General features: G+C 43.3%; 23 protein-coding genes. 14 read left to right on the top strand and 9 right to left on the bottom strand.

Annotated features, from left to right (window positions below):
* The first annotated feature begins 143 nt into the window (after positions 1–143).
* Genes UYC_RS0120325 through UYC_RS0120295 form a run of 7 tightly spaced genes read left to right on the top strand, consistent with a single transcriptional unit; the run spans position 144 to position 4,129 of the window.
* Positions 144–479, top strand: coding sequence for a cation:proton antiporter subunit C (locus UYC_RS0120325; protein ID WP_016875471.1), 336 nt, complete (start codon positions 144–146; stop codon positions 477–479).
* Positions 476–1,909 (top strand): cation:proton antiporter, encoded by a 1,434-nt coding sequence (locus tag UYC_RS0120320; RefSeq protein ID WP_016875472.1) that lies wholly within the window; start codon positions 476–478, stop codon positions 1,907–1,909. Before UYC_RS0120325 ends, UYC_RS0120320 begins: the two co-directional genes overlap by 4 nt.
* Positions 1,906–2,295: a Na+/H+ antiporter subunit E gene (locus UYC_RS0120315; protein ID WP_016875473.1), complete on the top strand. Its 390-nt coding sequence runs from the start codon at positions 1,906–1,908 to the stop codon at positions 2,293–2,295. The genes UYC_RS0120320 and UYC_RS0120315 overlap by 4 nt, the downstream gene beginning before the upstream one ends.
* Positions 2,292–2,591 carry a hypothetical protein gene (locus tag UYC_RS0120310; RefSeq protein WP_016875474.1) on the top strand — a complete coding sequence of 100 codons (300 nt, stop codon included), beginning with the start codon at positions 2,292–2,294 and terminating at the stop codon, positions 2,589–2,591. Before UYC_RS0120315 ends, UYC_RS0120310 begins: the two co-directional genes overlap by 4 nt.
* Positions 2,592–2,614: 23 nt before the next feature.
* Entirely contained in the window at positions 2,615–2,893 is a 279-nt protein-coding gene (locus tag UYC_RS0120305; protein WP_016875475.1) for a monovalent cation/H(+) antiporter subunit G, read from the top strand.
* Positions 2,886–3,473 (top strand): DUF4040 domain-containing protein, encoded by a 588-nt coding sequence (locus UYC_RS0120300; protein WP_016875476.1) that lies wholly within the window; start codon positions 2,886–2,888, stop codon positions 3,471–3,473. The genes UYC_RS0120305 and UYC_RS0120300 overlap by 8 nt, the downstream gene beginning before the upstream one ends.
* Positions 3,470–4,129: a Na(+)/H(+) antiporter subunit B gene (locus UYC_RS0120295; protein WP_016875477.1), complete on the top strand. Its 660-nt coding sequence runs from the start codon at positions 3,470–3,472 to the stop codon at positions 4,127–4,129. The genes UYC_RS0120300 and UYC_RS0120295 overlap by 4 nt, the downstream gene beginning before the upstream one ends.
* Here UYC_RS0120295 and UYC_RS0120290 read toward each other — a convergent pair.
* Positions 4,104–5,768, bottom strand: a complete 1,665-nt coding sequence (locus UYC_RS0120290; RefSeq protein WP_016875478.1) for a tetratricopeptide repeat protein — start codon at positions 5,766–5,768, stop codon at positions 4,104–4,106. The genes UYC_RS0120295 and UYC_RS0120290 overlap by 26 nt on opposite strands.
* Before the next feature lie 228 nt (positions 5,769–5,996).
* Between UYC_RS0120290 and UYC_RS0120285 the strand changes: the two genes are divergently transcribed.
* Positions 5,997–7,529, top strand: a complete 1,533-nt coding sequence (locus UYC_RS0120285) for a sensor histidine kinase (protein ID WP_016875479.1) — start codon at positions 5,997–5,999, stop codon at positions 7,527–7,529.
* A gap of 87 nt (positions 7,530–7,616) precedes the next feature.
* Here the strand turns inward: UYC_RS0120285 and UYC_RS0120280 are convergent, their stop codons facing one another.
* A complete protein-coding gene (locus UYC_RS0120280; protein WP_016875480.1) occupies positions 7,617–8,156 on the bottom strand; it encodes a DUF2267 domain-containing protein in 540 nt (179 codons plus the stop codon).
* Positions 8,157–8,679: 523 nt separating this feature from the next.
* Between UYC_RS0120280 and UYC_RS0120275 the strand changes: the two genes are divergently transcribed.
* Positions 8,680–9,342, top strand: a complete 663-nt coding sequence (locus UYC_RS0120275) for a superantigen-like protein SSL4 (RefSeq protein ID WP_016875481.1) — start codon at positions 8,680–8,682, stop codon at positions 9,340–9,342.
* A 296-nt stretch (positions 9,343–9,638) separates the two neighbouring features.
* On the opposite strand, the gene UYC_RS0120270 is transcribed toward UYC_RS0120275, so the two are convergent.
* Positions 9,639–12,095: an ATP-dependent Clp protease ATP-binding subunit gene (locus UYC_RS0120270; RefSeq protein ID WP_016875482.1), complete on the bottom strand. Its 2,457-nt coding sequence runs from the start codon at positions 12,093–12,095 to the stop codon at positions 9,639–9,641.
* Between the two features lie 258 nt (positions 12,096–12,353).
* Between UYC_RS0120270 and UYC_RS0120265 the strand changes: the two genes are divergently transcribed.
* Positions 12,354–12,644: a DUF3288 family protein gene (locus UYC_RS0120265; RefSeq protein ID WP_016875483.1), complete on the top strand. Its 291-nt coding sequence runs from the start codon at positions 12,354–12,356 to the stop codon at positions 12,642–12,644.
* Positions 12,645–12,734: 90 nt separating this feature from the next.
* On the opposite strand, the gene mutS is transcribed toward UYC_RS0120265, so the two are convergent.
* Positions 12,735–15,401, bottom strand: coding sequence for a DNA mismatch repair protein MutS (gene mutS / locus UYC_RS0120260; RefSeq protein ID WP_016875484.1), 2,667 nt, complete (start codon positions 15,399–15,401; stop codon positions 12,735–12,737).
* Positions 15,402–15,661: 260 nt separating this feature from the next.
* Here mutS and UYC_RS0120255 point away from each other — a divergent pair, with 260 nt between their 5' ends.
* Positions 15,662–16,231, top strand: coding sequence for a Uma2 family endonuclease (locus UYC_RS0120255; protein WP_016875485.1), 570 nt, complete (start codon positions 15,662–15,664; stop codon positions 16,229–16,231).
* A 33-nt stretch (positions 16,232–16,264) separates the two neighbouring features.
* Here the strand turns inward: UYC_RS0120255 and UYC_RS0120250 are convergent, their stop codons facing one another.
* Positions 16,265–16,948 carry a hypothetical protein gene (locus UYC_RS0120250; protein ID WP_235082972.1) on the bottom strand — a complete coding sequence of 228 codons (684 nt, stop codon included), beginning with the start codon at positions 16,946–16,948 and terminating at the stop codon, positions 16,265–16,267.
* A gap of 123 nt (positions 16,949–17,071) precedes the next feature.
* Here UYC_RS0120250 and UYC_RS38630 point away from each other — a divergent pair, with 123 nt between their 5' ends.
* Positions 17,072–17,302 carry a hypothetical protein gene (locus UYC_RS38630; protein WP_162139009.1) on the top strand — a complete coding sequence of 77 codons (231 nt, stop codon included), beginning with the start codon at positions 17,072–17,074 and terminating at the stop codon, positions 17,300–17,302.
* A gap of 42 nt (positions 17,303–17,344) precedes the next feature.
* Complete coding sequence (locus UYC_RS0120245) at positions 17,345–18,121, top strand: pantothenate kinase (protein ID WP_016875487.1); 777 nt, start codon at positions 17,345–17,347, stop codon at positions 18,119–18,121.
* Positions 18,122–18,276: 155 nt separating this feature from the next.
* Here UYC_RS0120245 and UYC_RS0120240 read toward each other — a convergent pair whose 3' ends face one another.
* Complete coding sequence (locus UYC_RS0120240; RefSeq protein WP_016875488.1) at positions 18,277–19,095, bottom strand: alpha/beta fold hydrolase; 819 nt, start codon at positions 19,093–19,095, stop codon at positions 18,277–18,279.
* 85 nt (positions 19,096–19,180) lie between these two features.
* Positions 19,181–19,672: an NUDIX domain-containing protein gene (locus tag UYC_RS0120235; protein WP_026087509.1), complete on the bottom strand. Its 492-nt coding sequence runs from the start codon at positions 19,670–19,672 to the stop codon at positions 19,181–19,183.
* Between the two features lie 572 nt (positions 19,673–20,244).
* On the opposite strand from UYC_RS0120235, the gene UYC_RS39015 reads away from it, so the two are divergent.
* Positions 20,245–20,409: a hypothetical protein gene (locus UYC_RS39015; RefSeq protein ID WP_016875490.1), complete on the top strand. Its 165-nt coding sequence runs from the start codon at positions 20,245–20,247 to the stop codon at positions 20,407–20,409.
* Positions 20,410–20,505: 96 nt separating this feature from the next.
* Here the strand turns inward: UYC_RS39015 and argH are convergent, their stop codons facing one another.
* Together argH and UYC_RS0120220 are read right to left on the bottom strand one after the other, a co-directional pair.
* Positions 20,506–21,891 carry an argininosuccinate lyase gene (argH, locus tag UYC_RS0120225; protein ID WP_016875491.1) on the bottom strand — a complete coding sequence of 462 codons (1,386 nt, stop codon included), beginning with the start codon at positions 21,889–21,891 and terminating at the stop codon, positions 20,506–20,508.
* Between the two features lie 77 nt (positions 21,892–21,968).
* The gene (locus UYC_RS0120220; protein WP_016875492.1) at positions 21,969–22,175 is read right to left on the bottom strand and encodes a hypothetical protein; all 207 of its coding nucleotides are present in this window, start codon (positions 22,173–22,175) and stop codon (positions 21,969–21,971) included.
* Positions 22,176–22,399 lie beyond the last annotated feature (224 nt).

Genomic DNA, 22,399 nt, shown 5'->3' with positions numbered 1-22,399 from the left:
ATTTAACTTCACCGCTTGAACTCTAGCTTGATTTAGGCGTAGAATTTTTCAAAGTCTCACAGTAATAGTTGATTTTTTCAAAAATTTTTCAAAGATTTTTTCAAAAATAATTACGACCGACCCTTACCCAACAGGCAATTCCCGTGTTAGAAGCATGTGTATTCGCAACAATATTGTGTGGATTTTTCGGCATCATTCTTAAAAAGAACCTTGTTATGAAGATTATCTCGATGGATGTGATGAGCACGGGGGTGATCGCCTATTACGTGTTGATTGCATCGCGAGATGGTTTGTTTACACCTATTGTGTCAAAGGTCAAAAATGTCGCTTACGCTGATCCGGTTCCCCAGGCGGTGATATTGACGGCGATTGTAATCGGCTTATCAATTCAAGCCTTAATGCTGGTTGGTGTCATGAAGTTGGCACGGGATAATCCGACATTGGAAAGCAACGAGATCGAGAAGAGCAACACCCCATGATTAACCTGACAATTGCATGGATCGCACTCCCGTTTTTTGTGGGGTTCGTCATTTATCTGCTCCCCAAACTTGATCGGTATCTCGCACTGGGCATGGCTCTTGTTTCGGGCGGATATGCATTGCAGCTATTTGCCGAGCCATCGCTAAAGTTGCAACTGCTGGATCATTTCGGTGTCACATTGACGATTGACCAGTTGAGTGGCTATTTTATATTGACCAATGCGCTGGTTACAGCAGCGGTTATCCTTTACTGTTGGGACAGCGGTAAGACGGCTTTTTTTTATGCACAAACCATAATTTTGCATGGCAGTGTTAATGCAGCGTTTGTCTGTACAGATTTTATTAGTCTATATGTAGCGCTAGAGGTGATCAGTATTGCCGCGTTTTTGTTGATTGCCTATCCCCGGAGCGATCGCTCGATTTGGGTGGGCTTGCGCTATCTGTTTGTCAGCAATGTGGCAATGCTGTTTTATCTGGTGGGTGCGGTACTGGCGTACAAGGCAAATCATTCATTTGCGTTTACAAGTTTGAGCGGAGCACCTCCGGAGGCACTTGCCCTCATCTTTCTGGGACTTTTGGTTAAGGGAGGGATCTTTGTATCGGGATTGTGGTTACCGTTGACTCACTCCGAATCCCAAACGCCAGTGTCGGCTATGCTGTCAGGAATTGTGGTTAAAGCTGGTGTCTATCCGCTGGTGCGTTGTGCTCTGCTTTTGGATGAGATCGATCCGATCATCAGGCTCTTCGGAGTTGGGACGGCGCTTTTGGGAGTTTTCTATGCCGTCTTTGAAAAGGATACTAAGAGGATGCTGGCATTTCACACAGTTTCGCAGTTAGGCTTTATCCTTGCTGCACCTGGGGTGGGTGGCTTTTATGCGCTGACACACGGACTAGTCAAATCGTCGCTGTTTCTGATTGTCGGAGTTTTACCGAGCCGAAATCTCAAGGAGTTACAACAGAAGCCGATTGATACCTCAGTCTGGATTGCTCTGGTGATGGCTAGCTTCTCAATATCGGGCTTTCCCTTGTTGTCAGGATTTGGGGCAAAGGTTTTGACGACAAAGAATCTGCTGCCCTGGCAACAAATTGCTATGAATGTTGCAGCTTTAGGAACGGCAATATCGTTTGCCAAATTTATATTTCTGCCTCATGAAAGACGAAAAAGACAAGAGGATGTACAACCCGGTTTCTGGGCAGCAACAATCTTGTTAATCGGTGGGCTGGTTTTGGCAAATGTTGTGTATTTCGAGGCGTATACCGTTGCCAATGTCATCAAACCACTTGCAATCATTGGCGTGGGATGGTTGGCGTATTTTTTGATTTTTCGAGGGACAGTCCTCAAGCTGCCGCGCCTACTTGAGCAATTTGAGCATCTAATCGGTGTGATGAGTTTGATGTTGATTCTGCTGTTCTGGATGGTATTTGCATGATTGGGTATTTGAATCTAATATTGCGACTGGTCATCTGGTTTCTGCTTACTGCTAATCTGAGTGTGGCAAATATCATTATTGGCGTCAGCATCGCACTCCTACTGCCGCACAGACACAAAGCTGCAGGAGCATTAAAAGATTGGCTGCGGGCGCTGGGTGAGGTGCTTGTGGCAATTCCACAGGCATATATTGAAGCATTTGAAATCATCCTCCGTCCGCATAATGAAGAAGATGTCACCTTGGAACGAGTCAAACCGCGACGGACACCCGGACTCATATTTTTAGATATCTTCCTGATTACCTTTACGCCAAAGACAATAGTCTTGAAATACCACGAAGATGGCTGGTATGAAGTACACAGGGTTCGACGGAGGAAAAAAGCATGAATTTGAATCTGGTACTGATTGCAATGATTTTGGCCTTGCTCATTCCCATCTACGAGGCGTGTAAGGATAACAGTATCTGGCAGAAGATGTTGGCATTTTCAAGTATCGCTACCAAAACGTCAGTCATGATCTTGGTTGTATCCGTCTTGCGTGATGATTGGATGATTGGTGTTGTCGGGGTAATTATCCTGAGTGTGGGAAATGCCGCGTTAATGCTTTTGGCACATATACTGAAACGAATGAATGATGTAGGGAATAGGGTTGGGGGGACAGGGAAGAGCTTTAAAAATGTGTAATTAATTTTGTTGCAGTACTTATGATGATAAACGTGTTTAGCTATACCTGCATCGGTGTAGGCATTGTTTTCTGGTTTTGGGGAACTTCTCACCTGCTTGGCAAGCGATCGGTGTTATTCAAACTGCATAGTCTTTCAGTTGCCGATACGCTCGGATCGATGAGTATCATTGTCGGGTTGCTTCTCAAGATACCCAGTGAATGGCCGTTACTTATCCTGGCCATTATCTCCTTGGCTATTTGGAATACAATGCTGGGGTATGTGTTGGCATACTGTTCGAGTAGTGGAGGCAACCATGAATGATAGCTATGTCTATATCATAGTCGCTCTACTGCCCTTGGCTGCCTCTATGGTGGTACTTCAGGTCAATCCATATCATGCTCTGGTAATTCGCGGTATTTTAGGAGCAGTGGCAGCGTTGGTATATGCAGTTTTAGGGGCAGCGGATGTTGCCTTAACTGAAGCATTGGTAGGTACCATGCTCGCGATTACTCTCTATGCGGTTGCGGTTCGTTCATCGCTGGTTATGCGTCTTGGCATACTTAATGATGAGTCAAGCGAGGCAGATGATGATGGCTATTTTGGACAGCTGATGGATAACTTACGAACTATTTTTGGCAAACGCCATATGCGGCTTGAGGTGGTGCCGTATACAAATACACAGGCTTTGCACCGGGCGCTAATGGACAAGGAAGTTCATGCGATCTGTGCTCCCTCAGAACAAAGCTATCAAGACGATGCATTGCCTGGCGACGAAAAGCAACCCTATCACACCGCGATCAGGGTGCAACGCATCTATGACATCATCCAAAACGAACTTTCATCACCAGGGACAACCCTAACTTACGTAAATACACCGGACTCAGGGGAGAAGCATCCATGAAATGGCTGTATATTATAGCAGGAATAGCGCTATATGTCAAAATGCTTGTCATTCCCAACCCAGCACCAGACTTGTCGATCTCTATCGTCGAGTCAGTTGTACAAGATAGTGGGGTGCCTAATGCAGTTTCGGGTATTATTTTCAGGAATCGCCTGTACGACACTATCTTTGAGGTGGTGGTATTTACAATTGCGATTTTGGGTGCCAATTTTCTACTAGCGAATGAAAGGCCGTCCTGTACGATTTATCAGTTTACAGATCAACCATCTATTGTTCTGGCACGTTTGGGAGCGACGATCGCCGCGTTGGTGGGAATAGAACTGGCAATTCGGGGGCATCTGAGTCCGGGCGGTGGTTTTGCAGCTGGGGTGGCAGGCGGAACAGCGATCGGTCTGATTGCGATTACCTCATCATCCGAATGGATGCAGGGAATTTACAAGCGCTGGCACGCCGCAACATGGGAGAAGGTTTCAGTTCTTGTTTTCATTGTGCTGGCGGTGATAACTTTAGCAGGAGTGGAACTACCACACGGAGAGTTGGGCGCACTTGTCAGTGGTGGAGTTCTTCCCCTGCTTAACATTCTGGTTGCAATTAAAGTCGCGTTGGGTTCATGGGCGGTGATTTTGGTTTTTATTCGTTATCGGGGCTTGTTGTGAGAAGGGAGAAATCGGCATTTTTCCAAGCGGTGGTAAAGCGTTTTTGCACTACTTGAGCTTCTTTTGTTTTGCCCTGTGCTTCTAGACTTTTTGCAAGTCCAAATAACGACCAGCCATTTTCAGGAAACAGATTCAAGTCTTCTCGATAGGCAATCTCAGCTTCTTGAGGACGATGAGCTTGAAGTAAAATTGCTCCTAAAGATTGACGAACAGGATAATACCAAGGTCGTGGTTCGTCGTAGTTGAGTTTGTCTTCCAAAGTGACTGCTGTTTTAAGATGAGCGATCGCATTTTTGTAGTTGCCCTGTTTGGCAGCTAGTTCCCCTGCCAAAACCTCAGACGCAATTTTCAGCAAACTGCTAGTGGTGTTGATATCCCGAATAGTTACTTTTTCCAGTTCCGGATCGGCAGCGATCGCTTTTAATTTTTTTAGTTCCTGTCTTGCTTCCTTGAATTGAGCTTTGGCTGTAAATGCTGTTCCCCGTGCATAATGCCAAACTCCTGTGGGATACTTCAAATCTTTGGCTGGGGCTGGCTGTGCAAGAATATCATCCCACTTACCAAAGCGAGTTAGGGTATAAAGTGGCATGGAATAGAAATGCTGTAATGTTCCATATCCAGGTTCCCGCATTTTCTTTTCATCTACCATTGCTGCGGTATCGCGGGCAGCTTGCATTGCCAATTTTTGGTTCCCTTCCATCGTGGCAGCAGCCCACAGAAAATGGTGATTGTGCGGCATATAACCCAGAGTATACAGACCTTGCTTGTGGTATTGGGTAATATATGCTTTATCTGCAGCAATAGCTTTTTGGTTGGCAATGGCAGCATCATGGTAGCGCCCGACACGAATGTAGATGTGGGAAGGCATATGCACGAGGTGCCCGGCACCCGGTACTAAATTGCCCAGGCGATCGGCTGCTGCTATACCTTGTTCAGGTTTTGCAGCTTCCACTGCATGAATATACAAGTGATTCGCTCCAGGATGGTTGGGATTTTTTTGTAAAACTGACTCCAAACTCGCAAGCACTTCTTGAGTTTCCGGCTTCGGTTTACCATTTTCTTGCCAGTAATCCCAAGGCATAGTATTCATCAGTGCTTCAGCAAACAAAGTTGCAGCATCTAAGTCATCCGGATAACTTTTCGCTACCTCTCGCATTGCTTTTGCATAAGCAATCTCTAGAGATTTACGGTTTTTCGTCGGTTTTTGCGAGTAGCGCTGTGTCAAAGCCTGGATGTAAGCCTGCTCCTGCTTACTAGCTTTTTTACTCAGTTTCACTGCTTTTTGCAGGGCTTCCCATGCCAAAGACACAGCTTCGTCATCCATAGGAGCGTTAATGTTTGAGCCAAGCACGAGGGCAATTCCCCAGTTACAGATCGCACAATTTGGATCGAGCTTGGCTGCTTCCCGGAAGGAACGCTCTGCCTCGGCATGGTTAAAACCGTAAGCTAATATTAACCCTTGGTCAAAGTAACGCTGGGCAAGTTGCGATTTTGTAGAAATGGGATGATGATAGTTGCCAAGATTATCAAACAAAGGTGCAGTGCGAGCGTCTGTAGCAGCACCAGATTTGAACGGTAAAAACGGACTTGATAGTCCAACCGTTACAATTAGAACCAACGTGAATAGGATGCGGTACACTTTTATATCCTCCGCAAGTAATGAAGTTTGTTTAGGCTGTGAGATGCGGCTTCATATAAACTTCATTTCCAATTCTGTTGATTCTTGAAAAACTAGCGATCGCCAGTAGTTCTGTATTTGATTGCTACAACTACAGCGGTTTGCGGATAAGTGAGGTATAAATCTTCGTCTCAAAGCCTGAACTAACGCCTGTTTTCCTTCTGAATTCTGACTTCTGACTTCTACTGTATGTTTCAAACTACTCGTCGCCGTCTTGCTCTTTGGTATACTGCTATAACTGCCGTACTATTACTGTTATTTGCCATTGGCGTATATTTGTATGTCCGCAGTACATTGATTGAGCGGATTGACGATACTTTAAATCATGTGGTGGAAATAGTAGAGCGATCGCTTGTCATTGAATCTGTTAACTCTGACACTGGTAAATACCGTATAAATGTGGAGGCGAGTTTTCGTGGCAATGCTGATACCGCAGAAGACGATCATATTGACTTAGAGTGGTTTAGTCCCACTGGTGAATTACTTTGGTCAACTTTATCAGAACCGCTAGATATTCCCATTCACGTCAATCGCACTGGAGAAACTGTGTATGTGGTGAGGGGAGGAGGGTTGGGGGGACAGGGGACAGGTGATAGGGGACAGGGAACAGGGGATAGGGGACAGGGGATAGGGGACAAGGAGAAGAATATTCCCACTTTCCCACTCATCTCATCTGCTGGCTCAGAATTTAATGCTGAGGAATCAGGAATTTTACTACGGCAAGTCACGCAACGGGTAGAAATTGGAAAACAGGTATTGGGATATCTGCGTGTTAGCCATCCCTGGTTTGAAGTCACAAAGCCGAGTCGGCAGTTGATTTTTGATTTGGCATTGGGTACCGGGTTAATGGTGGTTTCTGTTGGGGCAAGTGGTTGGTTCCTATCTGGTAAAGCGATGGAGCCTGTACGAGAGTCTTATCAACGTCTCAAGCAGTTTACTGCTGATGCTTCTCACGAACTCAGAAGTCCCATTACTTTAATTCAAACTAATGTGCAAGTTGCCTTAACTGACTTGGAGTTAGCACAAGACAGTCCTACTCTTGTACACTACAGACAACAATTAAAGTTAATAGAACGGTTAACACAACGCTTAGGTAGATTAGTTAACGATTTACTCTTTTTGGCACGGCAAGATAGCGGTATTAGTAAAGAAAGTTTTTCTCCTTGTCCTTTGGATGCTTTGCTAATGGAAGTTGTAGAAGAACAGCAACTGTTGGCAACTGAAAAAAATATTACTCTTACCTTCCAATTTATTGATCCTCACAGCCCAGAAATCAGCCCTGAAATGCTAGAAAATTGGTTTTCATTAATGGGCAATTGGGATCAGCTAGTGCGGCTATTTACAAATTTAATTGGCAACGCCTTACGTTATACTCCATCTGGTGGACGGGTAAATGTAGAACTAGCAAGGATAGAGGGAATAAATCGCGTTTCTGGACTGCTTTACTATAGCGGCCCTCACTTGCAAATTAAAATCGGTGATACTGGTATTGGTATTCCAAAAGAAGCCTTACCTCGCTTATTTGACCGTTTTTATCGAGTAGATCCGGCACGCACCCATACCAATGAGAAGACAGCAGCAGAAAATGCCACTGGTTCAGGATTAGGTTTAGCGATCGCCCAAGCTATTGTGGAAAATCATCAAGGACAGATTCAAGTTGATAGTGTTGTTGGGGTGGGTACAACTATTACCGTGACTTTACCAATAACTGATGAGACTTAATCTCAACTATGGAAAAACACAAACTTCACCTTGCTAACAAGATGAAGTTTGCAAATCTGTTATGGATGATATTTCAAGATTAACTAATTAAGCTTGTTCCCAAAGTTCGCGCACATGATCGGGGAGCCAACTTGCGATTTCCTGAATCCGTTCCTCGGAAAGTTCATCTTTAGTAGCAGAAAATACTGCTTTTACTGCCTGCTCTCGCTCAACGCTTCGCGGCATTCCTGATTCATTGGCAACCCGAAACAGAAAGCGATCGGAATCAATTTTGAAGATGCCTGGGCCTTGCCAAGGTGGACGAACTCTGCTTAAAAATCCCACAATCGGATTAGTGTCCCTCCAAAGTTCAGCAACTTCCATTTGTAGGGCTTTTTCCTTAGTAGGTACAGCCTCTTGATGCAGTTCTGCCTCGACGCGATCGGCTGTTTCTGTCGTCATTAAGTCACGCATGACGCGAAACACAACTTCGGTAAAGTCTCTTGCATCGTATAAATCTGCAAATCCGGCTTTGACCATCACCTTCTCAAGGAAAGATCTATGTTCATCAGCGATAAAAGTTCTGGTGTCTTCAATCTCTGTTGGATCAATTTCCGGAATATCTTTTCTTATTGTTTCGTCTGGCATTGTTTTTTCCTGTGCTTCTTAATATTTACTTTTTTAAGGTGTGTCTGCTTTCTTCATAACCAAGAGTCGCACAGGTCAAAAATACTTAACATCTTCCAGAAGTTGATAATGTTATGTATCCAAAGTTTGAGTTACGCGATCGCCCATCCGTGTTTGCAAATTGACACACAATTTCTATTAAAAATTTTATTTATAAAGTCATCTACCTTGAGAATTAAAATAAATCTAATACTCAAAGTAGATGTATATTAAAAAATACAATTATTCTCAGATATAGCATTACATTAACTAATAATTTAGAGCCATAAACAATAAGATACAAAATCAACCGACTCTATCATTCTTTTGGTTGAAACAAATATATAAATTTTTGTTTATTTACATCTCTTCAGTTAGAGGAATTATATTTTATTCATCTGTTAATTTATAAACTAATACTTTAGATTTATAAAAATCAAAAATTTTTAAACAACTTAGTGATTGATTGAGCTTTCTTTAATGTTTTGAGGCTAGAGGTATAAAGATGAATAAAATTATTCGTAAATCCACTGGATTACTGGGTGCTATTTGCGGAGGCTTGCTGATTGGCTTGCCAGCAACACCACGTATGGCGATAGCTCAACAGCAGCCCTCTGTTCGTCCGAGTTCTCAAGTTAATCCCTGTCCTAGTATTTTTTACGAAGAGCCACACAATAGTAGAGTTTTGGTGCCGCAAGGATGCCCGCCTAATGCTTTCACGCAGAGAGTGCAACCACAAGCAACCGCACCAGATCCGGAAGCAGAAGCAGGAGTTCAACAAGCCGAACCAGGTACTCCTGACACAACAACCACTGCCCCCGTTCAACCACCTTTACCACAAACGCAACAAGAACCCATCGCGACGGTGACACCCACAGACGGTAGAGTCAATGTGAGACTTAAAAATAATACTAATGCTGTCGTTGCGTATGAAGTAATCGGTCATACTGGAAAGCGCTTGCTGCCTGGTAGAAACGAAGTTGTGCTGCGAGACTTACCAGTAGCAGTTACGATTACTGCTGTTCGCCAAGATCGGGGATTTTTGAGGTTTACTCCCACAAAATCCGAGTCTGGTTTGTTAGAACTGTCTTTGGATGAACAGACAACAGCTACTAACAATCAAGGTGCAATCAGAATTCAAGAAAATGGCAGTGTCTTTTTGAACTAACTCTAAATTTACTACTTGTGACGTACTCACTCCCGACGCCGAACTTGATTATCGGCGCGGGTTTTTGTTGTAAAACCGTAAGGTGGGCACTGTCCACAACGTAATCATAAGGGTTTGAGGAAAGTTAGGCAGTGCCCACCCTACAAAAATTGCTTATTACAGGGATTGGGTATTAGGAAGAATTGCAGAATCAGCTAAGATAAAACCCCTGATATTGCTACCAGGGGTAAAAATTTACCAAATTGTTGCTACGGTTGCTTTGTTCCCGACATGGGGAATAGAAGTAATTGCAAATATTAGCTAACACTTGCTAAAAGCAACTCTGGTTTTTCTGATTTACGTACTGTTACCTGACCATCATCGTCAACATCTACAACGGCTTTATCACCTGCTACGATTTGACCAGATAGCATTGCTTCAGCCAGAGAATCTTCTAAGAGGCGCATAATTGCCCGACGTAAAGGTCTTGCACCGTAACTGGGGTTGTAGCCTTCTTGGACTACACGTTCTTGGAAACGTTCTGTAACTTCCAAGGCAATATCCTTTTCAGTTAAGCGGCTAGCAACTTCCTTGAGCATAATCTGTGCGATTTGCTTGACTTCATCTCTCTTGAGTTGAGTGAAGACAATTATTTCATCAAGACGGTTGAGGAATTCTGGACGGAAGTAAGCTTTTAGCTCTTCGTTCACCAAAGACTTAATGCGGTTGTAACTTGCTTCGGCTTCGTCTTCGCCAAACTGGAAGCCTAAACCACCGCCGCCTTTTTCAATGACGCGAGAACCGATGTTGGAAGTCAAAATGATCAGTGTGTTTTTAAAGTCCACTACTCGACCTTTGGCATCGGTGAGACGACCATCATCCATCATTTGCAGCAGCATATTGAATACATCGGGGTGTGCTTTCTCGATTTCGTCGAACAGCAACACTGTGTATGGTCTGCGTCGCACTGCTTCGGTTAATTGACCGCCTTCGTCGTATCCTACGTAACCAGGAGGTGAACCGATCAGCTTGGAGACGGTATGGCGTTCCATGAATTCAGACATATCAAGCCGAATCATTGCTTCTTCGGAACCGAAGAAGTAAGCTGCTAAAGCTTTTGCCAATTCTGTCTTTCCAACTCCAGTCGGCCCGGAGAAAATAAAGCTAGCAATTGGTCGATTCGGATTTTTCAGGCCGACACGAGCGCGACGGATGGCACGAGATACTGCCGTTACTGCTTGCTCTTGACCGATGAGCCGCTGATGCAATGTATCCTCTAGATGCAACAGCATTTCGGACTCAGATTCGGTGAGCTTGTTGACTGGAATGTTAGTCCAAGAAGCAACGATTTGGGCGATGTCTTCTTCATCAACAACAGGCCGATTGACAGATTGACCATCTTGTGGTTCTTCGGCTAGTTGAGCTTCTATTTCCAACTCGCGATCGCGTAAGTTTCCTGCTTTGTCAAAGTTTTGCGCTCTGACGGCTTCGTCTTTAGCTTTGGTAATCGTGGCTAATTCGCGCTTGAGTTCGCGATTGGCGACAGCGGTTGAGTGCCGCAAACGGACGCGAGAACCAGCTTCGTCAATCAAATCGATCGCTTTATCTGGTAAGAAGCGATCGCTGATGTAGCGATCAGATAATTGAGCGGCAGCAACTAATGCCTGATCCAAAATTTGGACTCTGTGGTGTTGCTCGTAAGCTGAACGCAAGCCGCGGAGAATTTCGAGAGTTTCTTCTACCGAGGGTTCACCAACCATAATGGGTTGGAAACGGCGTTCGAGTGCAGCATCACGTTCGATATGCTGGCGATATTCATCCAAGGTTGTTGCGCCAATACACTGCATTTCACCTTTTGCCAATGCTGGCTTGAGGATATTAGCAGCATCCATGCCACCTTCTACACCACCTGCACCAACAAGAGTGTGCATTTCATCAATCACGAGGATAATGTTACCAGTAGAACGGATTTCCTCCATGATTTTTTTGAGACGTTCCTCAAAATCGCCCCGGAAGCGAGTACCTGCTACCAGCAAGCCCATATCAAGGCTGATCACTTGCTTGTCTTGGAGAATGTCAGGGACATCTTGGTTAGCAATACGTTGCGCTAATCCTTCAGCGATCGCTGTTTTACCAACACCAGGTTCGCCAATCAATACTGGATTATTCTTTGTCCGACGACCAAGAATTTGGATCGCACGTTCAATTTCCTTCTCACGACCAACTACAGGGTCGAGCTTACCTTCTTGTGCTAGCCTAGTAAGATTTCTACCATATTCTTCTAGAGTAAGTGTTTGGGTACGTCTGGGGCTACCACTGCTACCAGCGCCGACAGATGTTACTTCACCCAAACGACGAATTACCATAGTGCGGATTTGCGAGAGGTCAACTCCCAAATTTTGCAATACTTTGGCGGCGACTCCTTCACCTGCCTCAGTTAACCCCAAAAGCAAGTGTTCTGTACCAATGTAATTGTGTCCGAGACTGCGAGCTTCTTTAAATGATTGCTCGAACAAAGTTTTTACTTTGGGGGTAAAAGGAATTTCTGGTGGTACAAAACCAGAACCCCGACCGATAATTCTTTCGACTTCACGACGTGCGTCTTTGAGAGTAACGCCCAATTCCGTCAGCACTTTGGCAGCAACCCCAGTTCCTTCTCCCAGCAAACCCAGGAGAATTTGTTCTGTCCCTACAAAGTTGTGACCCAGCCGACGTGCTTCCTCCTGGGCGAGCATAACTACTTTAATAGCTTCGGAAGTAAAATGTTCAAACATAGCGGGTCTTGCTCCCTTGCTGCTTGGGCTATGGGCAAAATTATATTCACCCTCACCTGAACTTTTGTTTAATGATTGTCCTTACGGATAATGTATCTTTATTTCCAGTGTAACCGCAGTGAGGAGAGCCGTAAGGGCAAAGGTGTGTTTGCCACCTATTCCTAGAGAGAGAAAAACGTATGAAAAAGTGGAAAATGGCTAATAGCTAATAGCAATTAACAATTAACAGTTAACAACTACCAACCATATCACAATATTATGAGCACAGAAGCTAAAGACCAACAACACCCTTTATATAATCGCGATCGCCCTCTAGTTAATAATCTCATGGCTCAAGAAGCAACAGACTATAACTTAGTAGAACTAGCAAGGCTGCGCATTCGCTATCAAGGTTTTCCTGGGGCGCGGGATATTCAAAAGGATTTAGAGCAAATTATGCAGCAGTGGGGTTTGAGCGAAGCGGAGTTATTTGAGAAAACTCGTGCTCTACATGATGCAGGTGGAATGTATAAAAGTCGTGCCAAGAGGGAAGAACAAGATTGGAATTAGTCATTAGTCATTGGTCATTGGTTGTTTGTTACTCCTTGTCCCCTTGTCCCCATCTCCCCATGTCCCCGCGTCCCCATGTTACCTACCTACTTACTCCTCTTTATCCTGAAGACCTTCACGTAAACCGATCGCAATCTTACTGTGTTTTTCAATTTGCCCCATTACTTGTTTAGCCCGTTGAATTACAACTTTGGGTAAACCTGCCAACCTTCCTGCCTCTATACCATAGGACTTGTCAGCACCTCCCGGTTGAACTTGGTGCAAGAAAATAATTTGTTCTGGCAATTCCTTCACAGTCACTTGATAATTTGCCACATTCTCTAACAGCGATGCCAATTCATTCAACTCGTGGTAGTGGGTAGCAAAAATTGTTCGTGCTTGAATTTCCGTTGCTAGATACTCTGCTACTGCCCAAGCAATAGAAAGACCATCAAAAGTTGCCGTTCCCCGTCCAATTTCATCTAACAACACCAAAGACCGCGATGTAGCATGGTTGAGAATATTTGCCGTTTCATTCATCTCCACCATGAACGTAGATTGACCGGTTGCCAAATCATCCACCGCACCTACACGAGTAAAAATGCGATCGCATATTCCCAACCGAGCAAAGCTAGCAGGTACAAAACTGCCAATTTGTGCCATTAACTGAATTAACCCTACCTGCCTTAAATAACAACTCTTACCACTTGCATTCGGCCCAGTGAGAATAATTAAGTCAGGAGTGGGAGAGTGGGAGAGGGGGAGAGTGAGAGAGGGGGAGAAATTTTCATTTACATTCCCCTTGTTCCCCTGTTCCCTGTCCCCTGTCCCCTGTCCTCCCAACCCTAACTGCGTCGAATTTGGCACAAAAAATCCCGCAGGCAAAGACTGTTCCACTACCGGATGCCGTCCATCCACAACATAAATTTCTCGTCCTTCTACCATTTCCGGACAACAATAACCTTGATGCACAGCCAATTCAGCCAAGCCGCACAGCACATCCGCCGCAGCTACTGCACGAGAAAGATTCCGGATTACCTCCGCTTGCTGCCCCACCTCTTCTCGTAGCGCTACAAAAATTTCATACTCCATCTGATTTAAATCGTCTCGCGCTGTGAGGATGCGTGCTTCGCGTTCCTTCAATTCCGGAGTAATGTAGCGTTCCTCATTCGTCAATGTTTGTTTGCGTATATAATTTGACGGCACTTGGTCAGCTTTGGCACGGGAAATACTGATGTAATAACCGAAAGTTTTATTAAATCCTACCTTTAATGTTTGAATTCCTGTTCTTGAGCGTTCCTCTACTTCCAAATTGGCAATCCATTTTTGGTCTTCTTCCACCAAAACACGTCTTTCATCCAAGTGCTTGTTCACTCCAGGACGAATCAATCCACCTTCTTTAATATGTACTGGTGGCGTCTCGACGACGTGAGCGCTGATTTTTTGTGCCAGTTCTTCTAATACAGGCGGCACTTTTTGTAAGGCTTTGAGAAAAGGAGAACGAGTTTCTGCAACTAACAGCGCTAGCTCCGGTAATTTGGCAAGCGAATCTGCCAAAGCTACTAAATCTCTGGCGTTAGCAGTACCAGAACCAGCCCTTCCCGTGAGGCGTTCCAAGTCATAAATTTGCCGTAGTAACTGCCGCAAATCTTGACGTAGGGGAGTATTTTCTACTAGTTCTTGAATAGTATCTTGCCGTGCTCGAATGCCTTTAATATCAAGTAGCGGTTGTAACAACCACCGCCGCAAGGCACGACTGCCCATAGCTGTACTAGTTCTATCTAACGCCCACAATAAGGAACCGTGAAAACTGCCATCTCGAACTGTTTGCGTAATTTCCAGGTTGCGGCGAGTTTGATGGTCAACAATCAGGAAATCAGTAATCGTGTAGGTACGGAGAAGTTGGAGAGGAACTGAGTTATGTTTTTGGGTTTCTTCTAAATATTGTAGAAGACCGCCCGCAGCACGAACTGCTAGAGGAAGATGTTCGCAACCCATGCCTTCAAGCGATCGCACTTTAAACTTCTGCAACAATCTGGCTCTAGCTTCTCCTGCCGAGAAAGGAATTTGCGATCGTAGAGCATAGCAAAAAGCAGGTGGCAAACATTCCGGTAAATGCTCAGATTTTTCACCTGGGCGCAATAAACCTCCCAAATCGGGAGCATTGGTAGGAATTAGAACTTCCGCTGGCTGCAAGCGCATCAATTCCTGTGTGAGATGTTCTGAATTGCTGCTTTGAGTAGTGAGGAATTCACCTGTAGAGATATCCGCATAAGCCAAACCCCAATGCTCTCCAGCTATTACCACAGCAGCCAGGTAATTATTGCGACCAGACTTTAGCATTCCCTCTTCCAGCAAAGTACCGGGAGTGAGAATGCGCGTTATCTCCCGCCGCACCAATCTGCCAGCCGCTTCCGCCGCATCTTCAACTTGATCGCAAATGACAACCGCATAGCCTTTTTCCACCAACAAAGTTGCATGACGCTCCCAGGCATGGTGCGGCACACCACTCATTGCTACCCTGCCCACTTCTCCGACTGGCTTGCTAGTCAGGAATAATTCTAATTCCTGTGCCAAAGTCACAGCATCTTGGAAATAGCATTCAAAGAAATCTCCCACCCGATACAGCAACACAGCATGAGGATACTTCTCCTTCGTTTCCACATAATGCTGGAACATTTGAGTCAGCTTGCTGCGATCCACCGCTCGATAATCAGAAATAGGCGCAATCGCATTGTTGTTTCCAGTGGGTTGGGATGCAGAGTGAGAAGCAGTCATCGATAATTTAACAGTACAGATGGCAACTGACACAAGATACGATGATATCGCGTTATTAGCGATACTTTCATTTTGTTCAAGGTTTGTTAACTAATTGAAAAGCAATCTGGTTTTCTCAGACGTTAACCTAGAACTCATACTATTTTGAATTTTAGATTTTAGATTTTGGATTGGAAATTACCTTCTGTATCCGGGTTGGGTGAATCCATCTGTCGCAATCATTTTTCAAATTGGATCAAAACTCAGCGAGGTTTTAACTTATGATTGCTTCTCCTCAACAAGACTATCTCACTGCCGAAGCATACCTCGAAATGGAGGAAAACAGCGATGTCAAGCATGAGTACATTGACGGGTATATCTACGCAATGGCTGGAGCGCTCGATCCTCACGTTACTATTGCCGGAAATTTGTTTGCTCTGCTCCGCAATCATGTACGCGGAGCTGGCTGTCGTGTGTACATTTCTGATATGAAAGCACGAATCGAATCCCTGAATCGATTTTATTATCCTGATGTGATGGTTACTTGCGACCAACGAGACCAAGAAACGCCAGCTTATAAAAAATATCCTTGTTTAATTGTCGAAGTTTTATCTGACTCTACTGAAGCCTTCGATCGGGGCGATAAGTTTGCTGATTACCAAGTATTGGAGAGCTTACAAGAGTATGTTTTAATTAACACTAAACGTCAGCGAGTAGAGTGTTTCCAGCGTAATAGTGAAGGATTGTGGGTTTTGCGATCGTATACTTCGCAGCAAGAAATTTTTCGACTCAACAGCATTAATTTTGAAGGAACTATGGCAGCACTTTACGAAGATGTGGTTTTTGAATAGTGATTTAGATGTCAAATAGTAACTTCAATAAATTTAGCGATGATTTGCCCTTCTTTTTACAGCTTCTTTTGGATAATCACCCAACCATTCAGATTTAGGATTTAGTTCAAACAGTGTTGCTTCTAGTATTGATAAAAAAAGAGGTTTTCGCCTCATAGTTTGTTTGCGGTAAATAGTAGCTTGTTGCTCTAGGTTTCTAAAAGCAAACCACGAAACATCTGTAGATACAGTGATGCCTAAATCATCGAGCATTTGCTGACGAAATCTTAGGTGAGCCTGCAAAAATTCATCAAGACTGATATTTGGATAGTAGGTTCCCACTTTTTTAGGGTGACGCCAGATGTATGCAATCCCATCATTTTGATTAACTTCTCGATTAATAGCACCGACTACCCAATCTTGTTCCAAAATACTAAAAATAGAAATGCTTTGTACGATTGTCTCTCCATTTTCCCCAAAAATCTGACAAATTTCAGCCAAGCAATAATGTTGTAGGTGGGCAAAACACCGCGCAAATCCAGTATCCGGTTCAACTTTATAATCCATCAACTGGACAAAGCCAAGAGATTCTAAAATACTGGTTTGCTCGCGCAACCAACTGAGATTTAAAAGTGGGTAATCTGCAAGCACTGCTACTTCAAACTTCCATTCATCTGGCAGAGCCTGAAGCAACTGGGATTTGAGATGAGACAGGAACCAAATTAAACGAAAGAACACTAAGGAAAAACCTACTATGAAACCTACTAAAATTGGAAAATTTAGCAGATTGGAAAATCTCCAGCCACTCAACCACAGAAGAACTAAAAATACAACTAAACTTTCAAAGAGGAAATTGCTGATTTGAAGCCAAAAATTTTGTATGCCTGGGCTAAATTTCATAGCTACTCCTGCGTAGTACTTATAGTTAAAGTACCCATCGCAGTAGCATCAATAACTTTTGATTTTATTCAAAGTTTCTTCACTCTTCGGCTACTTCGCCTCACGGGTAGTGCTGGTGGAGGTGCTTCTTGTGATTTGAGTATGCGATCGCCAGTCTGTTGGGCGTGCCATGACACGTCTCTACAAATCTAAACTTCATCAAATAATATTTCCTATCCTAATTTAGTATCAGAAATGTGGTTAGCTTTAATGATTGGCAACTCTCGGTTGCACTGGGGTTTATTTGAAGGCGAAACTCTTTGCCAAACTTGGGATACTAATCATCTACCTGAATCTTCTCTACAGCAACTAGCGATCGGGCAAAGCCTTGACGACTTACTAAAAACTATCTCCCCTTCCCCCCCTCTCCCACTCCCCTCTTCTCCCCCTCCTCCTCTCCTCCTTGCCTCAGTAGTTCCCAAACAAACTGCACTATGGCAAATTTATCCAAATGTTCGCATTATTACCTTAGAACAAGTACCTCTCCAGGGATTGTATCCGACTCTGGGAATTGACCGTGCTTTGGCTCTATGGGGTGCAGGCAAAACTTGGGGCTTTCCCATGTTGATCGTAGACGCAGGCACAGCATTAACCTTTACGGGTGCGGATGCTAACCAAAATCTGAACGGGGGTGCAATTCTTCCGGGATTGAGTTTACAACTGGCGGCTCTTGCTAATAGAACTGGGCAACTACCAAACGTAGAATTACCCCAGCAACTTCCACAGCGGTTTGCTTTAACTACTCAAGAAGCAATGCAAAGCGGGGTGATTTACACCTTATTGGCTGGAATCAAAGATTTTGTAGAGGCATGGTGGCGCTCGTATCCTGAAAGTAAAATAGCGATTACTGGGGGCGATCGCACTTTGTTAGTAAACTATCTTCAATCCCAATTTCCAGAGATTGCTAATTGTTTGATAGTAGAACCAAATTTGATATTTTGGGGAATGCGGGAAATAGTCATTAGACATTAGTCAATTGTCATTAGTCATTTAATTAACAACCAATAACCACTGTACGGGAGGCAGCGCGCCCTTGCGGGTTAAGCGCGTCGAGTGCGACTGCCGTGCGGGTTTAAAAGATAAATTGTCGGTTTTAATCCAAAGTTAATCAACAAAACCCGCCCCTACTAACCACTAACCCTTCTCACAAAATCCTTAATATCTCCAGCCACTACCTTAGTGCATTTTTCTGGTAAATTATTTCCGGTATGAGCAATAATTTTTAATTCAGATTTTGGAGTTTCTCTAGCATAAATTTCACTTTTAGCTAAGGACTCTGGCAAATCTTTTTCTCCTTGTAAAATTAATACTGGAACTGTAAGAAAATTTAATTTATCTTGCAATAATTCAGCACGAATTTCTGGTAGCTTTCGCAAGAATAATAACTGACTACCTGTAGTGTATTGCAGCATTATTTGCCGTTGTTGCCAATCTTCTTCAAAGTTAGAATTTAAACCTAGTTTCTTGGTTAATGGGCGAAGCAGTCGCAATAATTTAAATATCCAAGGAGGACGTTTCATCAAATTCTGTTTTGTCTGCCAACGCTGTTCTAATCCTTCGATTTCTACACCCTCTGGTGCTAAAAGTACCAACCCACAAACTTGTTCTGGATATTTCAAAGCATAGCTAGCAGCAATCCAACCTCCTAGTGAATGTCCTATGAGGTAAACTTTCTCTAATCTCAAAGCGTGCAGAAATTCAGCAAGGCATTCGACTTGTAAATCAATAGAGTAGTGGATATTAGGACAATCTGATTCACCAAATCCAAGTAGATCTGGTGCCAAACAATGAAAATTTTGTGATAGGAATTCCATTACCGCTACCCATTGGCTGCTATCATTCCAAGCATTATGTATGAAAATTATAGGAACTCCTTCACCAGCTTCACGCCAGAAAAACAACCCTTGAGAAAGTTTTCTCCGGGAATTACGAAATAAACTATTCATATTTTTAAGTAATAGTAGATAGTGGCTAATAGCTAATAGCTAATAGCTAATAATTAATAGCAATGAACAATTAATTCAATATAAATTATGCCAATGTTGTCAAGCCTTGCAAGTAGTCTTCTAACTGACGACTGTGATCGTGAGACATCTGTGGGGGTAGGGAGTTAAGATGAAAAGCTTGAATTTCCATGACTTCCAATGTGTCTTGAATTTCCATTTTTCCTTGCACTTCTGCTTCCACAACAATACAAATTGAGTGGATTCTAGGATCGCGATCTGGAGCAGAATAAACACCGACTAAACGTCTTATCTTTACTAACTCCAGTCCGGTTTCTTCCGTCAACTCTCGTCGAACGGCATTAGGTACATCTTCTCCCCAATCCACCATACCTCCTGGTAAAGCCCAACGACCATTATCTCGCCGTCGAATCAGCACAATCCGTCCATCAGGCAAAATCGGAATAATGCTTGTGCCAGGGATTGGATGGCGGAAAATAATCCCTAGTACGGTTTGTCCATAGCGCCATAAGTTACGTGTGGATTGAATAGCCACAATAAAAACAGCCAGAATGTTCAACTTTTTAATCTTAGTAAATATATACGTTTTACTTTACTTGATAGTAGATTTCTATTTATATCTCCTCGATTATTCTACAAGTTAGTATTTTTTTATACGGATACATATGGTTTTTGTCAACATCCAGAAGAAATATTCCTGTTAAATTCTAACTTGTGTCTTTGTGCCCTGATAAGCCAAAGTTAAACTTCCTAAGGCTTTATGAATAAAGGCTAATTACCTAAAAATTTAGCTTAGATTTAATTTTTATAGCTAAATAATAAATGTGTGTATTTTGAATTGCGATGATAAGATTCAGAAGCAGTTTTACGCGAAGTGTAAAATTTAGTTGGCTTCAAGATCTCAGTAGTAATAAATACATAATTTTCATGAATTATACTGAATTGATAGCTAATTAAGATAACGATACTAAATTGTCGTTGACACAATAAATGAGAATGCGATAATCTAGATTGCTGTTTAAAATATGTTCATAGCTAAACTAGGCTGAAACCATATCAAAAACATTGGTAGCTGATATTGCCCATATTATGCCTAGCTAAAGCTTTTTGTTGTTTATTCATGAGGTGAACATGGCTAAGCGCCGCAATCCAAAAAAAGAAAAGGCGCTACGGAACCAGGCATATGCCAGAAAGTTTCGTAAACGAACTACAACAGGACGTTTCCAAAGAAGGTTCCAACAAAGACCGCCCAAGAGTGAAGAAGATGAGGGAGCAGCAGCAGTTGATGCTGAATAGTTTGCCTGTTGAGATGCTCACTCTTGAAGCTTTTTAATGGTGTTGGCGTACAAAAAGTACGCCTTCTTCGCCTTTATGGGTGTTTTATTTAATTGTTTAGCTATCAACTTGGGCACGGGCAGCAAGCAATTCTTTTCGGACTTGCTCAAAGCCTGTACCACCATAGCTGTTACGGACAGCTACTACTTGCTGGGGTGATATTGCTTCATAAATATCAGCTGCAAACGCCGGATGAAGTTGTTTCCATTCCTCTAAAGTCAAATCTTTAAGGAGTTTCCCAGCGGCAATACTGGTTTTTACTACCTTGCCCACAAGGTTATAGGCTTCACGAAAAGGTACCCCTCGTGCTGCTAAATAATCTGCTACATCAGTGGCATTAGAAAAGTCTTCCGCTACCGCTTGTGCTAAACGTTGAGTGCGAAACTTTAAGCCTTCCCGTAGCAAAATAGTCATTGCTTCCAAACAGGCTTTGACAGTGTTAACTGTGTCAAAAAGTCCTTCTTTGTCTTCTTGCAGGTCTTTATTATATGCCAGAGGTAATCCCTTCATAATCACCAATAAAGCTTGGAGATGACCAAAGACACGACCTGTTTTACCCCGCACCAATTCTGGAACATCGGGGTTTTTCTTTTGAGGCATGATACTAGAGCCAGTGGCACAGCTATCTTGAAGGGTGACAAAACCGAATTCTTCCGATGCCCAAAGAATTATTTCTTCTGAAAGGCGGCTAAGGTGAACCATGACTAAGCTAGCAGCACATAAAAATTCGATCGCAAAGTCGCGATCGCTCACTCCATCCAGACTGTTAGCATAAATCTTATCAAACTGCAATAGTTCGGCTGTGTAATGGCGGTCAATAGGGAAAGTAGTTCCTGCCAAAGCACCACAACCCAGAGGCGAAATATTCACCCGGCGACAAACATCGCTCAAGCGTTCCCAGTCACGTTGTGCCATCTGAAAATACGCTAGTAAGTGATGGGCTAAACTTAGGGGTTGAGCGCGTTGCAGGTGAGTATAGCCAGGAATTAGGGTTTCAACGTTTTTTTCGGCAATATCTAAAATAACGCTTTGAAACTCTCGTAATTGCTTCTGAATTTGTTTAATTTGGTCGCGCAGATACAATCTGGTATCTGTACCAACTTGATCATTGCGGGAGCGAGCAGTGTGTAGTTTTTTACCAACATCGCCAACAATCTCTACAAGGCGGTGTTCGACAGCAAAATGTACATCTTCTGCGTCGATACCTGGGCTAAATTTGCCTTGCTGATATTCCTGGCGAATTTGCTCTAAGCCAGCAACTAACTGCTCTCCTTCTTCTGGAGAAATAATGCCGCATTTAGCCAGCATTTTGGCATGAGCAACAGAGCCAGTCAGATCGTATTCTATTAATTCAATATCAAAAGTGATACTCGCATTAAAGCGAGCGATCGCAGGATGCAGCGCTGATTCAAACCGCTGGCTCCAAGTTTGCTGTTCAGTCATAAATTGGGGAATGATGAATGATGAATTCTAAATTATGAAAAATTTTTATCATTCATAATTCATAATTCATAATTTTTTTAGCCGTAGCTTGTCAGACTCCGAATCATATAACCAATCGCTAATCCAATCAATAGCGCCCAAGCTTGACCAGTCTTTAGAAAATGAGTAAAAGCTCTTTGCATTTGACCTATGATATCTGGATCGGTAATGTTTTGAGCCAGAACCGCCCAATCAACAGGCGAATGTCCAGCTAGCTGAGATGCCAAATCACTAAAAATGTTCATATTTTTTAATAAATCTCAATAATTAGAAGGCAAAAGGCAGTAGACACGTAGACGCGGAGCGGCTTCCAAAGGTAGTGGCGTATCCGTTGGTAGGCAGAAGGTTAAGATTTTTATACTTTAAAAATATCGATAATCTTTTCTCCTTTGCCCTTTAACCATCTCTTATGTCGATATACAAATTGTCAGTAAAAAACTCAAGGCAAATGCAGCCAATGTTACCCAAA

It is taken from the genome of Chlorogloeopsis fritschii PCC 6912 (genome assembly GCF_000317285.1).
GTDB classification, from domain to species: domain Bacteria; phylum Cyanobacteriota; class Cyanobacteriia; order Cyanobacteriales; family Nostocaceae; genus Chlorogloeopsis; species Chlorogloeopsis fritschii.
The sequence above is the reverse complement of the archived record's forward strand: the minus strand, read 5'-3'. Positions and strand labels throughout refer to the sequence as shown.

Bases quoted from the DNA above. Each gene is read 5' to 3' on its own strand.
- UYC_RS0120285 (WP_016875479.1), top strand. From the start codon at position 5,997: ATGTTTCAAACTACTCGTCGCCGTCTTGCTCTTTGGTATACTGCTATA.
- UYC_RS0120315 (WP_016875473.1), top strand. From the start codon at position 1,906: ATGATTGGGTATTTGAATCTAATATTGCGACTGGTCATCTGGTTTCTG.
- UYC_RS0120255 (WP_016875485.1), top strand. From the start codon at position 15,662: ATGATTGCTTCTCCTCAACAAGACTATCTCACTGCCGAAGCATACCTC.
- UYC_RS0120220 (WP_016875492.1), bottom strand. From the start codon at position 22,175: ATGAACATTTTTAGTGATTTGGCATCTCAGCTAGCTGGACATTCGCCT.
- UYC_RS0120280 (WP_016875480.1), bottom strand. From the start codon at position 8,156: ATGCCAGACGAAACAATAAGAAAAGATATTCCGGAAATTGATCCAACA.
- UYC_RS0120265 (WP_016875483.1), top strand. From the start codon at position 12,354: ATGAGCACAGAAGCTAAAGACCAACAACACCCTTTATATAATCGCGAT.
- UYC_RS0120300 (WP_016875476.1), top strand. From the start codon at position 2,886: ATGAATGATAGCTATGTCTATATCATAGTCGCTCTACTGCCCTTGGCT.
- UYC_RS0120275 (WP_016875481.1), top strand. From the start codon at position 8,680: ATGAATAAAATTATTCGTAAATCCACTGGATTACTGGGTGCTATTTGC.
- UYC_RS0120305 (WP_016875475.1), top strand. From the start codon at position 2,615: ATGATAAACGTGTTTAGCTATACCTGCATCGGTGTAGGCATTGTTTTC.
- argH (WP_016875491.1), bottom strand. From the start codon at position 21,891: ATGACTGAACAGCAAACTTGGAGCCAGCGGTTTGAATCAGCGCTGCAT.
- UYC_RS39015 (WP_016875490.1), top strand. From the start codon at position 20,245: ATGGCTAAGCGCCGCAATCCAAAAAAAGAAAAGGCGCTACGGAACCAG.
- UYC_RS0120240 (WP_016875488.1), bottom strand. From the start codon at position 19,095: ATGAATAGTTTATTTCGTAATTCCCGGAGAAAACTTTCTCAAGGGTTG.
- mutS (WP_016875484.1), bottom strand. From the start codon at position 15,401: ATGACTGCTTCTCACTCTGCATCCCAACCCACTGGAAACAACAATGCG.
- UYC_RS0120270 (WP_016875482.1), bottom strand. From the start codon at position 12,095: ATGTTTGAACATTTTACTTCCGAAGCTATTAAAGTAGTTATGCTCGCC.
- UYC_RS0120245 (WP_016875487.1), top strand. From the start codon at position 17,345: ATGTGGTTAGCTTTAATGATTGGCAACTCTCGGTTGCACTGGGGTTTA.
- UYC_RS0120295 (WP_016875477.1), top strand. From the start codon at position 3,470: ATGAAATGGCTGTATATTATAGCAGGAATAGCGCTATATGTCAAAATG.
- UYC_RS0120310 (WP_016875474.1), top strand. From the start codon at position 2,292: ATGAATTTGAATCTGGTACTGATTGCAATGATTTTGGCCTTGCTCATT.
- UYC_RS0120320 (WP_016875472.1), top strand. From the start codon at position 476: ATGATTAACCTGACAATTGCATGGATCGCACTCCCGTTTTTTGTGGGG.